The sequence below is a fragment of the Hoylesella enoeca JCM 12259 genome, from assembly GCF_000613405.1.
GTDB lineage: Bacteria > Bacteroidota > Bacteroidia > Bacteroidales > Bacteroidaceae > Prevotella > Prevotella enoeca.
Genome location: NZ_BAIX01000026.1, coordinates 1 through 14,242, shown reverse-complemented (window position 1 = coordinate 14,242; position 14,242 = coordinate 1). Strand labels below are relative to the sequence as shown.

7 protein-coding genes and 2 pseudogenes are annotated in these 14,242 nt (G+C 45.6%); 2 read left to right on the top strand and 7 right to left on the bottom strand.

Going from position 1 to position 14,242, the window contains the following annotated elements:
* The first annotated feature begins 1 nt into the window (after position 1).
* Positions 2–2,903: pseudogene (locus JCM12259_RS14595) on the top strand (M16 family metallopeptidase).
* A 241-nt stretch (positions 2,904–3,144) separates the two neighbouring features.
* Positions 3,145–4,794, top strand: a complete 1,650-nt coding sequence (locus JCM12259_RS08430; protein WP_025066133.1) for a fumarate hydratase — start codon at positions 3,145–3,147, stop codon at positions 4,792–4,794.
* 102 nt (positions 4,795–4,896) lie between these two features.
* On the opposite strand, the gene JCM12259_RS08425 is transcribed toward JCM12259_RS08430, so the two are convergent.
* The 7 genes and pseudogenes from JCM12259_RS08425 to JCM12259_RS14585 form a co-directional block, all read right to left on the bottom strand.
* Positions 4,897–5,553, bottom strand: a complete 657-nt coding sequence (locus tag JCM12259_RS08425) for a carbohydrate-binding family 9-like protein (RefSeq protein ID WP_025066132.1) — start codon at positions 5,551–5,553, stop codon at positions 4,897–4,899.
* Positions 5,534–6,649, bottom strand: a complete 1,116-nt coding sequence (locus JCM12259_RS08420; RefSeq protein WP_025066131.1) for a phosphotransferase enzyme family protein — start codon at positions 6,647–6,649, stop codon at positions 5,534–5,536. The genes JCM12259_RS08425 and JCM12259_RS08420 overlap by 20 nt, the downstream gene beginning before the upstream one ends.
* Positions 6,650–6,764: 115 nt before the next feature.
* Positions 6,765–8,174: a chromosomal replication initiator protein DnaA gene (gene dnaA / locus JCM12259_RS08415; protein WP_024991826.1), complete on the bottom strand. Its 1,410-nt coding sequence runs from the start codon at positions 8,172–8,174 to the stop codon at positions 6,765–6,767.
* A 566-nt stretch (positions 8,175–8,740) separates the two neighbouring features.
* Positions 8,741–9,643 carry an MlaD family protein gene (locus JCM12259_RS08410; protein WP_025066130.1) on the bottom strand — a complete coding sequence of 301 codons (903 nt, stop codon included), beginning with the start codon at positions 9,641–9,643 and terminating at the stop codon, positions 8,741–8,743.
* Positions 9,644–9,650: 7 nt separating this feature from the next.
* Positions 9,651–10,748, bottom strand: a complete 1,098-nt coding sequence (locus JCM12259_RS14590) for an N-acetylmuramoyl-L-alanine amidase family protein (RefSeq protein ID WP_309546418.1) — start codon at positions 10,746–10,748, stop codon at positions 9,651–9,653.
* 221 nt (positions 10,749–10,969) lie between these two features.
* Entirely contained in the window at positions 10,970–11,347 is a 378-nt protein-coding gene (gene folB, locus JCM12259_RS08400; RefSeq protein WP_036888817.1) for a dihydroneopterin aldolase, read from the bottom strand.
* A 21-nt stretch (positions 11,348–11,368) separates the two neighbouring features.
* Positions 11,369–13,931: pseudogene (locus JCM12259_RS14585) on the bottom strand (adenosylcobalamin-dependent ribonucleoside-diphosphate reductase).
* Positions 13,932–14,242 lie beyond the last annotated feature (311 nt).

The window sequence follows — 14,242 nt, the reverse complement described above, 5'->3', positions numbered from 1 at the left end:
TATGAGACTACGATCACTGACAATGGGTATCCTTTTGACGCTCACTTTGGGCGCACAAGCAAAGGATTACAAGTATGTTTCGGTCAAAGGCGATCCGATGCAGACCCGCATCTACACCCTTGACAACGGTCTGAAAGTTTATCTTTCGGTCAATAACGAGAAACCGCGCATACAAACTTACATCGCGGTTCGTACCGGTTCACGCAATGATCCGGCTGAAACCACCGGCTTGGCACACTATCTTGAACACCTGATGTTTAAAGGAACGAAACTGTTCGGTACCAACAACGCAGCTAAAGAGGCACCGCTGTTAGATGATATTCAGGCTCGATACGAGACCTATCGCCGTCTTACCGATCCGCAACAGCGTAAAACAGCCTATCACCAGATAGACAGTGTGTCGCAGATTGCAGCCCAATACTTCATTCCGAACGAGTATGACAAGTTGATGTCAGCTATCGGAGCCGAGGGCACCAACGCCTATACGAGCAATGATGTGACATGTTATGTGGAGGATATTCCCGCAAACGAGGTGGATAACTGGGCAAAGATTCAGGCCGATAGATTTCAAAATATGGTTATCAGAGGCTTCCATACCGAGTTAGAAGCTGTCTACGAAGAATACAATATAGGCTTAGCCAATGACGGTCGAAAGGTTTGGGCGGCGCTCTCGAAACTGTTGACACCCACCCATCCGTATGGAACGCAGACTACGATCGGCACACAAGAGCATCTCAAAAATCCCTCGATTGTCAATATCAAGAACTATTTCAACCGCTACTATGTGCCCAACAACGTAGCTATTTGTATGGCAGGCGATTTCAATCCAGATGAAGTTATCGCCACGATCGATAAATATTTCGGTATGTGGAAGTCCAACCAGAATCTCACTTTCCCACAATTCCCGGTCCAAGCACCCATTACTACGCCGCGAGATACTACGGTTGTGGGCCAGGAAGCTGAAAACCTGACGCTCGGATGGCGCTTTGATGGGGCTTCCTCACTGCAATCCGACACCTTAGACGTTATTGCTGAGATTCTGTCTAACGGCAAAGCCGGCTTGATGGACCTTGATTTGGATCAGAAAATGAAGTATCTCGGCGGTGGTGCTTTCAGTGAACACTTGGCCGATTACGGTGCACTCATCTTGCAAGGTATGCCAAAAGAAGGACAGACGTTACCCGAAGTACAACGTCTTTTGTTAGAAGAAGTGAACAAACTCAAGCACGGAGATTTCTCAGATGACCTCATCCCGTCGGTCATCAACAATATGAAACTTTCTTATTTCAAGTCTTTGGAGAGCAACAAAAGCCGTGCAAGCCAGTTTGTCGATGCGTTTGTTAACGGCAAGAAGTGGGCAGATGTGGTAGACAGAATGAATCGGATCGTCCGCATTTCCAAGTCACAGATCGTGCTTTTGCCAACAAATATCTTAATGATAACTATGTCTGTGTTTATAAAAAACAAGGTGTCGACAGCACACAGAAGAAAATCGACAAGCCCGCCATTACGCCGATACCGGCCAACCGCGATATGCAGAGTGCTTTTGTCAAGACCGTTCTCGACTCGAAAGCAAAGCCGATAGAGCCTCGTTTTGTTGATTTCAACAAAGATCTTACCCGCACTCGTACCTCGAAGGGCCTACCCGTGCTTTATGTTCAGAATAAAGATAACGGCTTGTTCACACTCTCTTTCTATTTCAAATTCGGTCAGAAAGAAGATAAGCGACTCCCCGTTGCAGCCGATTATTTCGACTTTCTTGGCACTGATAAGCTCTCGGCAGAACAGGTCAAGCAGCAGTTCTACAAGCTGGCGTGCTCTTATCATATTCAGGTAGGCAATCAAACGACATCCATTGTTATCAGCGGACTCAACGAGAACTTGCCGCAAGCATTGCGTCTCGTAGAAAATCTGATTGCGAATGCTAAGGTTGATCGGGATGCTTATCAGCGCTATGTGAGCAATATGGAGAAATCCCGCAAGGACAATAAGGCCAATCAGAATGCCAACTTCGTAGCTTTGTCCAACTATGGAATATATGGTTCGTATAATCCTATACGCAATGTGCTGAGCAATCAAGAGCTCAAAGCAACCGATCCGCAGACTTTGCTCGACTTGATAAAGGGTCTTCGCAACTATCAACACACTGTTCTCTATTACGGTCCGTATTCAACGAAAGAGCTGACGGCCGTCATAGACAAGCAGCATCAGACGGGAAAGAATCTCAAACCAGTTCCTACGGGTAAGGATTTTATCAACCAAGTCACATCGCAAGATGAGATTTTGTTAGCTCCTTATGCTGCAAAGAACATTTATATGGTACAATACAACAACGGGAATCGCGCATGGAAACCCGAACAGCAGCCGCTGATTGATCTCTTCAATGAGTATTTCGGCAAAGGGATGAACGCTATTGTGTTCCAGGAATTGCGTGAAACCCGCGGTCTGGCATATAGTGCCGGTGCTTCTTACATCACTCCGTGGCGTAAGGATCTGCCCGAATACGCGCGTACGTTCATCATCACACAGAACGATAAAATGATGGACTGTACCAAGGCTTTCAAGCAAATCATTGACACGATGCCGCAATCTCAAAAGGCATTCGACCTGGCCAAACAGGCTCTCTTGAAGCGGATTGCTACGGAACGAACGACTAAATTCGGCATTATCAATAAATATCTGAGTGCTCAGAATTTAGGAATCAATTATGATCTGAATGAAAAAGTCTATAAGATTGCACCCTCGTTGACTCTCAAAGATATTGTGACTTTCGAGCAAGAGACGATGCTCGTAAGCCTTATAAATACATTATTTTGGGCGACGAGAAGAATCTCGACATCAAAGCACTCGAAAAGCTCGGACCAATTCATCGCCTTTCGACAGACGAAATATTCGGATATTAAGTGAGCTATTTAAGTCATTAATTTTCAAATAAATAAAAATGAGGTCTTAATTAGCCGTTAATCGCAACGCATTTAACAGTTAAATGCAGTGTGATTAACGGTTAATTGCAAGGCATAAAACGAAGAGTTGTAACGTATTGATTATTAGTGAAAATCCTTTTAGTCTCTTCGAAGGGACAGGGAGAAGCCCGGAAGCTCACGAACTCATAAACTTATAAACTAACATAACTTACAAAACATTATGGCACAAACACCAGAATTCAAGTACGCACCGATGTTCCAGCTGGGCAAAGATGATACGGAGTATTATCTGTTGACCCGAGATGGCGTTTCGATTGGTGATTTTGAAGGCAAACAAATTCTGAAAGTTACACCCGAAGCATTGACTAAACTGGCCAACACTGCATTCCGCGACGTCAACTTCTTGCTGCGTCGCGCGCACAATGAGCAGGTTGCCAAGATTCTCACTGACCCCGAAGCGAGCGACAACGACAAGTATGTGGCCCTGACTTTTCTACGTAATGCCGAGGTGGCTGCTAAGGGAAAGCTCCCTTTCTGTCAAGATACGGGCACGGCAATCATACACGGTGAGAAGGGGCAACACGTCTGGACAGACTTCAGCGACGAAAAAGCGCTCTCGCGAGGAGTGTACAAAACCTACACGGAAGAGAATCTGCGATACTCTCAAAACGCACCGCTCAATATGTATGACGAGGTGAATACGCGTTGCAACTTGCCTGCACAGATCGACATCGAGGCAACAGAGGGCGACGAATATAGATTCCTTTGCGTGGTGAAAGGTGGCGGATCGGCCAACAAAACCTATTTTTATCAACAGACGAAAGCACTGATCCAGAATCCGGGAACGCTTATTCCGTTCCTTATCGACAAGATGAAGAGTCTTGGAACGGCTGCTTGTCCGCCCTATCATATCGCTTTTGTCATTGGCGGAACCAGTGCAGAGAAGAATCTTCTCACGGTAAAGCTGGCCTCAACACATTACTATGACAATCTGCCTACGACCGGAGACGAAACCGGAAGGGCGTTCCGCGATGTCGAATTAGAGCAACAACTGCTTGAAGAAGCGTACAAAATAGGACTTGGTGCACAGTTCGGCGGTAAGTATTTTGCTCACGACGTGCGTGTAATTCGCCTTCCGCGCCACGGTGCTTCGTGTCCTGTGGGCTTGGGTGTGAGCTGTTCGGCCGACCGAAACATCAAAGCCAAGATCAACAAAGACGGTATTTGGATTGAGAAATTAGATGATAATCCCGGCCAATTGATTCCCGAAGAGCTGCGACAAGCAGGTGAAGGCGATGCCGTGAAGATTGACTTGAATCTCCCGATGCGTGAGATCTTGAATGAGTTGACCAAATACCCTGTTGCTACACGCGTGAGTCTGAACGGTACTATCATTGTTGCGCGCGACATTGCACACGCTAAACTCAAGGCGCGTCTTGATGCAGGAGAAGACCTTCCGCAGTATTTCAAGGATCATCCCGTACTTTATGCTGGTCCCGCTAAGACTCCGGAGGGTATGCCTTGCGGCTCAATGGGCCCGACGACAGCTAACCGTATGGATCCGTATGTTGATGAATTCCAAGACCACGGAGGCTCGATGGTGATGATTGCAAAAGGCAATCGCACGCAGGTTGTAACCGACTCGTGCAAGAAACATGGTGGTTTCTACCTCGGAAGTATCGGTGGCCCCGCTGCGGTTTTATCTATGAACTCTATCAAGAGCATTGAATGTGTAGAGTATCCAGAGCTTGGAATGGAGGCCGTTTGGAAGATTCGAGTGGAAGATTTCCCTGCTTTCATCCTCGTAGATGATAAAGGTAACGACTTCTTTCAGCAATTGAAGCCGTGGAATCCGAACTGTTCGAAATAACAATTTACTAAAAACAGAAGAGGGAATGAATTCAAATGATTCATTCCCTCATTCTTTTTCACCTCTCAGACTTATTTATCCGGAGTCGTGAACAATGATTATTTATGGCTCGAATACAATCTCGCCGAAGAAGTCGGGACGATGAAAGTCGGGACAGGGAACCGCTATCGGAGCCCACGAAAGGAAGTGTGGGGTAGACGTTTTGTCGCCACATTTGTAGAAATTGGCTTTTACCTGTAAACTATCTAATTGTTGAATGCGATGCTGGAAGAAGGTAGTGACGGGAATAATTAATGCCATTTGCCATTTGAAATCGCCGTCCTTGGTCTCGAAAGGAACCCGACCGAGAGAAGACCAACGCTTTACTTGATCGAGAATCGACTGCGGAGCCAATTGCCGTTCTTCACGTCTTGAACCGGATCCGACCAACAATGTGCCTGCACAATTGCACTCAATGTTGTAGTAAATACCGTCGGTTGCGGGCTGAATAAAGAACTCACAGCACGAGTCTTCCCACACTTTGCCGTTGTCCTGAGGTGCAACCGCTCGGATACAACGCTCTTCCACGTAGTAATGAAGCCATATCTCGCTGCCTGTATGAGCGATACCGAAGTTTATCTTGGGGGCGTAAGGGAACTCATCAGACCAGTTCACACAATTCACTTGATGGTATTCCACCCCTGCATCAGCCAATAATGTCGGTATGTTTTCTGCCGAAATTTCCTGTGCAGAGAGCCTTTTAACGGTCAGTTTTTTCATTGGTTTTCAAGCATTCGTTGATAAAATCGGTCATCATTTGCTTATGAGCACACACGCTTCGATAAAGCATCAGTTGGTTTTTAGTACGTACCAAGTTGTGCTCTGGGTATTTAATGTGATAATAAGTGTCACCATTGATGTAGTCGGTAAGGAATCTTACGCACTGCATATACGGAAAGAGAGCCACTGCATAAGGCAGATTCTCGATCTCGATAGGTGTGAGGAACGAACCGGCCGACTCTAAATAGCCTTTCGTAAATGAGCGGAAGACATCTTCATTAAAGCCCACTCGGTCGAAATTCGAGTCATCTTCGGCCACGAAGTTGGCACCGGTGCGTAGGAAATCACCGTAATCCGAGAAGATGAAACTCGGCATAACCGTATCTAAATCGATAACACAAAGCACGTGTCCAGCCTCATCGAACATCATATTATTCACCTTCGTATCGCAGTGACAGATACGTTTGGGCAATTGACCTGCACGAAACAGTCGCTCAGCTTTGCACATTTCGTCAGCGTCTTGCTCCAACTCGTTGATGATGGAGCGTACTTCGTCCACTCGTCCCTTTGCATCCGTTTCTATGGCAGCACGCAATTGCTGCATACGTAGTTCCATATTGTGGAAGTCGGGGATAGTTTCGCCTAACTCTTCGTTCATATCCACGAGCATATTTTCAAACTCTCCGAAAGTTAATCCACAGTAATATGCATACTCGGGAGTCACTGCTTCGTAAGTCTTTGCATTGGGAATGAATACTGATACACGCCAAAACCGGTCGGAATCGTCTTTAAAATAAGTCTTTCCGGCAGCTGTTGGGATAAAGGTCAATACCTTTCGGTCAATGTCCGATTCGTTTCTTGCCATCAGTTTTTTACGGATATGCGCCGTTACTGCTTCGATATTGTGTTGCAAGAGTTCAACATCCGTAAAGACAGCATTATTGATTCGTTGCAACACATAGTCCGATTGGTCCTGCTCTAAGGTGTTTACCTTGTACGTGTCATTAATTAATCCGTTTCCCAAAGGCTTGATGGTATCGACCGTTCCGCTGATACCGAAATGGGAGATAATTGCTTTCAGTTCGTTTTCTTGCATTGTTTTCCAAGATTTTTGTGAGTTACAAATATAACCATAAAATCTGAAATGCAATGCATTTTTCAGCAAAAAAGATAAAGGGATACATCTTTTTGCATCCCTTTGAACTATCTTTCTATTTCTTTAACTTAAATGAATTCTCGATACTTACTATCTCATCTGAGAACAATCGATCGGTTTTCAAACGGTTTTCTACCTGTGTACAACTATGAATAACCGTAGAATGATCACGCCCTCCTACCAATTTACCGATTCGACTGGCCGGCATCTTGGTATATTTCTGGGCCAAATACATAGACACTTGACGTGCCGTGACCAGCTCGCGACGGCGACTTTTGCTGTTGACAGCGGTCGCAGAAACATTAAAATGATGACAAACGGTGTCGAGAATATCGTCAACGGTGAGCGGTTTATCATCTACTTTCACGGCGCGTTTGATAACACGTTCGGCCAAACGCATATCAATATGACTGTTATAAACCACGGAATAGGCCAGCAGACTGTTGATAACACCCTCTAAATCACGTACACTTCCGTTGGCAGTCGACGCAATATACTGCACTACTTCATCAGGAATACGAAGTCCGTCACGCCTTATTTTGCTGTTGAGAATGTCTACACAGAGCTGCACATTGGGTTTCTCCAATTCGGCAATCAGGCCGCAAGAGAAGCGGGTTAGTAAACGGTCGTTCATTCCTTTAAGGTCAACGGGTGGGCGATCGCTGGCTAAAATGATTCGTTTTCCATTGCGGAAGAGGTGGTTGAAGATGTGGAAGAACGTGTCTTGAGTCTTCGTTGCCGTGATCCATTCTTGTATATCATCAACGATCAGAATATCAATGGTTTGATAAAAATTGATGAAGTCGTTGGTCTTATTCTGTAAAACGGCGTTGGTAAATTGCACTTGGAAGAGGCGGGCACTGATATACAGCACACGTTTTTGCGGATAGAGCTGCTTTGCCTGTACGCCGATCGCATTGATCAGATGCGTCTTTCCGCAACCCGAAGGCCCGTAAATGAACATCGGATTGAACTGAGTGGTGTTAGGATGTTCTGCAATGGAGAGACCGACAGAGCGTGGCAGCTTGTTGCTATCGCCCTCGATGAAGTTTGAAAAGGTTTGATGTGGGTTGAGTTGTGGGTCTAATTGTTGCGGAACGGCTGCGTCGAGAACAGTGGGTGACTGATTGGCGCGAGTCTTTTGTTGCGGAGCGAGCGAGGCATCTGTGGGATCTGCCTCGATATCTTGTGTCAACTTGTGTTCCTGATCGGTCACAACACGATACGTCAGACGAATACCCTCACCGAAAACACGGCTTAGTACTGTTTTAAGCAGGTCTACATAATTCTCTTCCAAATACTCATATACGAAAAGACTCGGCACCTGTACTAAAATCGTGCGGGTCTTCTCGTTGAATGATTCAAACACAATCGGTTTGAACCACGTAGCATATTGCTGTGCGGACACGTTCTTACTGATGAGCGCAAGCACCTCGTTCCAATGTTGATCAGAACTCACTTTCATTTTCACAACTCCTATATTATTAATAAGTTTGCAACTGCAAATTTCGCAAAAAAAATCAAGATAGACAAACTCTTGTATCTCATCGTTTTTCTCCCAAATCACATAAAACACTATGAATAGGCGTTTTACGCAAAAATGTGACAGCAAGTTGTTTTCTCGCCTCTTGCACAATTCAAATGCGTTGAATATAAATCACTTATCAAATCTTATCCAATACCATTCCAATGTGGTGAAACACAGGTACGGAATAGCTGTAAGACGCACCCTCAAAGCGGTTTTGAAAGCCTACAAATGTTGTGAAACAAACCGCATGTTATTTAGAGTAATTTTATATTTAATGTGATTTTGTCTCTCGTTTCAAATGGAGTTGGAAAATCGTTTGATGTCAACGCGCGAACAGCAAATATAAAAGCGCATCGCAACTAACGGTTTATCAAATTGCGTTTAACCGTTAGTTGCGATACGTTTAATGATTACTTGTCATGCAATTAACTATCAATTGCAACGTAACTGATAGCCAATTCATAAATCGTTGTATAACAACTGTTTATAGATAAAGATTCATGCTATTTATCTTTACGCCCGAACAAAGAAAAGTGGACATATCGTTTGGGATGCTGACGCAAGTTGATAACCAATGAATCAGCATTGCGCATCACCGAATTAAGATTATTATAGAGACTGGGATCAGTCATCAGTAATCCTAATGAACCTTCATTACTGTTGAGTCTTTCGGTCAAAGCTTGTACATTAGCAAGCGTTTGATTCACTTGATTCATCGTTGCATTGACATCGACAGCCGCCAAATTCGCCGTCAAGGCATGAGTGTTGTCAAGCACGCCATTGGCTTTGTAAAGCAGTTTGGGCACTTGTCGGTTCAACCCCGACATCAACGTGTTGAGCTGCTGTGTCGTGGTTGTCAAGTTGCCAGTGATATTTTTCACATTATGCAATGATTGGGGGATGTCCGGATTGGTCAACAACACATTGAGATTAACCAAAATCGAGTCAAGTTTAGGCAACATTGCCTCGATGGCAGGCACCATTTGAGCCACCTTTGAGACCATTCCGGCACTCACATCACCTGGGATTACGTCGCCGGGGCGCAGCATCTGCGTTGTGTTCCGGTTGAGTTTGAGATTCACTTGCACATTTCCCAACACGTCACTAACGATCTCGGCTGTGCTACCTTGCGGTATAACCATCCGCTTGTCGATACCGATTCGGGCTTTGATACCTTCTTTTCCCGAGTAATCATACGCAAAATCCTTCACCACACCGATCTTAAACCCGTTGGCATAGATGGGATTTGAGCCAGAGAGTCCGGTTATATCTTTGAATGAGATGTAATATGTTTCATCATTGGAAAACATTGTCAGCCCTTTTAGAAAGTTCATTCCGAAATACAAAACGACAATTCCGACAATGGCAACAAGTGCAATCTTGATTTCCTTTGCATTATACTTCATAGATAAATCATTTATTTCTGTTTAGTTTAAACTCCTGAATGGCTTGATTGATATTCATTCTTTTCCCATGTTTGAATGCGATAACAAAAGCATCGGGAAACTTATCGAGGATACGACGACGGATTCGACAGATCTCGTAAAAGTCTTTCGACGAGCCGTAAGTATATTTAATTAGGTCGCCTTCGCGATAAGATTCGATGACATCTAATCCCTTAAACTGACTGCACCCCTGATTCAACACCAACTTACTGACGAAGATTTGGATCTTAAATTGTGGCCAATCACTGTTTATCCCGACATTACCTGACGTTTCAACCTGCGGCATATCGGACACTGTTCCATCACCTCTCTGCTCATTGTTTTCTATTGGCGGAGGCATGGGTTGCGGTTCATTCTGTTTGTAATCATCGGGAACGATCGAGGGAAGCGTACGTTCTTCCTCGTTTCCACTGGGTTTATAAGGCACCACAATATTGTTATCGTGACGACCTTTATACCGTTTGAAGGCATTGAGAAATCCTCTGGAGTAAGCTCGAAGAGCCTCATCAGAATTGAGATATTGCTCTTCATCGGGCGTGGAAATGAATCCAAGCTCCATCAAACAGCCCGGCATTGAGGTGAGTCTAAGTACGGCCAAGTTGTCTTGATGTGCTCCACTGTTGGATCGTCCAGTAGCTGCGCAGATCTCACTTTGCAAGAATTTGGCCAGTTCTACGCTGTGTTCGCGATTCTTGTCTTGCACAAATTCAAACATAATATCGCTTTCCGCTGAGTTGGGATCAAATCCTTTGTACGTGCGCCGATAGTCTTTTTCAAGATAGATAACGGAATTTTCGCGTTTGGCTACTTCTAAATTCTGACGAATTCCTTCGCTGTTTCCGTTGCGCAAACTGCGTCCCAACGTGTAAGTTTGATAGCCGCGGGCATTGCGCGAGCCCTCAACGGCATTGATATGGACGGAAACAAAGAGATCGCCTTTGCAGCGGTTGGCCAGCGCAGCACGGTCGGCCAATGTGAGAAATGTATCTATCTTGCGAGTGAAAACGACTTTCACATCGGGACAATTCTGTTCAATGATACGCCCGAAAGCCAAAGCAAACTTCAATGTGAGATCTTTTTCCTTGGAAAATGAGCCGGAGCACCATGGTCTTTGCCACCGTGTCCAGGATCAATAACAAGCGTAAAATAGTGGTTCGATGCCCAAGCGGACATCGCAAACAGTAATATAGTTATCAGTGTGAATACCAATCTCCTACGCATATCAATTCAATTGATTTTGCAAAAATAACTAAATTATGGTGGAAGCATCTACGATTGCACCCGTTTTTATTTTTTATTAATGAAATGGAAATGCACGCCTGCTCCGTCGCAATCGGCTCCCATCGGCGGGTTTAATTTCCGGATGTCAAGCTCTATACCGTTAATTGCCGGGTAAGTAACCGTTAAACGCCGTGCAATTAACCATCCAACGCGCTCTAAAAGACAGTTAGACGCAGCCATCTCTTTTGCTACCAGCGAAAAGACTTCAGCATAATTGATGGTGTCTTCGACATGATCGGTCTGCATAGCACGCTCTACGGAGTAATCAATTCGTAAGTCGATAACATAATCATTGCCCACAACACGCTCTTGCGGAAGCACGCCGTGATAGGCGTGAAACCGCAAATTGCGCAGATAAATATGGCTGCTCTGTAATTGTAACATGGCAAAACCTTCTTCCAACAGTTATCCGCAACGCGATGCGCCACAGTTTTTGCAGATCAAACAACCCTCTTGATAGACCAGCGTTTCTTGTCCGCAAACGGGACATTTCTGTCCTTGTACCTCGGTTCCATCTATAATATACTTCTTTAAAGCGCGCTCCACGCCATTCTTCCAGGTATTGATGCTCTCGCTTTTGAGTTGCAGCGAACCTACAAGTTTGATCACGTGATCGATCGGCATACGATAACGCAGCACACCGGAAATAAGCTTTGCATAGTTCCAATACTCGGGATTGAACTTCTCACTCAACCCTTCGACCGTGGTTTTATAGCCTCGTTTGTTTTCGAATTGGAAGTCATAGCGGCTGTTTCCGTCGTCGGTTCGGTTTTTGATAATGCGTCCTTTGGTAACGGATTTGGGCAGAACGATTCCCTCGTCATCGTCTTGCAGACCGGTAAATATCTCGTAAGGATAACCGTCTAAGAGTCCGACGAAAGCCACCCACTTCTCTTTATTGTTTTGGAAACGCACCACATCGCACTCCAATTCACGTGGACGCACCTCCGTAACAGTGGGATGTTTGCATGGAACAGGCTCTGGCGTTTCGTTTTTCGCCTCTTTTTTCTTGTCTTTTTTCGATACAGAGAGCATCACGCCGGCCCTACTGCCATCGCGATAAATGGTGCATCCTTTGCATCCAGACCGCCAAGCCTCCACGTAGAGACGATTCACCAAGCTTCATCGACATCGTTTGGCAGATTAACCGTCACGCTAATCGAATGGTCTACCCACTTCTGAATGGCTCCTTGCATCTTAATCTTCATCAACCAATCCACATCATTGGCCGTGGCTTTATAATAAGGAGACTTTGAAACCAAGTCGTCGATCTCTTCCTGGGTGTATCGTTTCTCTGTATCAAAGCCATTGATGCGCATCCACTCCATAAACTTCTTGTGGTAAACGATATATTCTTCAAACGAATCTCCTACCTCATCGACAAAATCCACATGCACATCCGTATCATTGGGATTGACTTTTCGGCGGCGTTTATACACCGGCATAAACACCGGTTCGATGCCGCTTGTGGTCTGAGTCATCAGGCTTGTCGTGCCGGTAGGCGCTATTGTGAGACACGCGATGTTGCGTCGACCATACTTCACCATATCTTTATATAGTGCGGGATCAGCCTCCTTGATCCTCAAAACAAATGGATTATTTTTTTCACGAGCTGCATCGAAGATCTCGAAAGCACCACGTTCGGCAGCCATTGTCACCGAACTGCGATAGGCCGACAGAGCCAACGTCTTGTGAACAGACACGCTGAAATCGGTGGCCTCTTGTGTTCCGTAGCGCAATCCCAATGCCGCCAGCATGTCGCCTTCGGCTGTTATGCCCACGCCCGTGCGTCGTCCCATGCTACTCTTGCGCTTGATCTTCTCCCAAAGATGATATTCTGCACCGCGTACTTCATCGCTTTGCGGATCCGTTTGGATCTTCGCCATAATCTTGTCGATCTTTTCAAGTTCCAGATCAACGATGTCATCCATGATGCGTTGGGCATAAGCCACATGTGTCTTAAACTTATCAAAATCGAAACGAGCCTCTTTCGTGAACGGATTCACAACGTAACTATATAGATTAATACTCAATAACCGACAGCTATCGTATGGACATAACGGAATCTCTCCGCACGGATTGGTGCTCACAGTGCGAAAACCCAGGTCGGCATAACAATCCGGAATGCTCTCGCGCAGAATCGTATCCCAAAACAGCACGCCCGGTTCGGCACTCTTCCAAGCATTATGCACAATCTTCTCCCACAGTTGCCGAGCGAGATCTCATGCTTCATCTGCGGTTCGGCCGCATCTATCGGAAACTGTTGCACATACGGCCGGTCGTCGATAGCAGCCTGCATAAAGGCGTCGTCGATCTTCACCGACACGTTGGCACCCGTCACCTTGCCTTCGGTCATCTTCGCATCGATAAACGCCTCGCTGTCAGGATGCTTGATACTCACGCTCAACATCAATGCGCCTCGCCGTCCGTCCTGCGCCACTTCACGCGTAGAATTGCTGTAACGCTCCATAAACGGCACGAGTCCAGTAGACGTCAGCGCCGAGTTATTCACGGGTGAGCCTTTCGGCCGAATATGCGAAAGATCATGCCCCACGCCCCCGCGCCGCTTCATCAGCTGCACCTGCTCTTCATCGATACGCAGAATCGCGCCGTAAGAATCGGCATCGCCATCCAATCCAATCACAAAACAATTGCTCAATGACGCCACTTGATGATCATTGCCGATACCTGTCATCGGACTACCGGCCGGCACAATATATCGGAAATGATCCAACAAGTCAAACACTTGCTGTGCCGAGAGCGGATTCTGATACTTGTTTTCGATGCGGGCAATCTCCTCGGCAATACGCCGGTGCATATCTTCCGGCGAGCGCTCGAAGATCGTCCCGAAACTGTCTTTCATTGCATACTTATTGACCCAAACTCTTGCGGCTAATTCGTCGCCGCCAAAATACTGCAAAGAGGCCTCATAAGCCTCCTCATAAGAATATCTTTTACTACGTTCCATCGAAATCTAAAATAAAACTTTCGTGCAAAATTACGCACAATAATCGACAATCAAAGCATTTTTAATTGAGAATCTCTCCAAGAGAATACATGCTAACTAATAAAAGGAAGGAATTTTCATCTTTTATTTTGCTATCCCAAAAATATGTTATACCTTTGCCCCCGTCTTCGACAGTTTTTCTCGCCCCCTAAGTTAGGGGGATGGGGGTCTGAACAAGAGCGAAGTGACAGTTGATAATTGACAGTTGATAGTTATTAGTATGACAACAAGAGCAAATATAAATGATGGTGGCGCGATGCAAAAGAACTCAG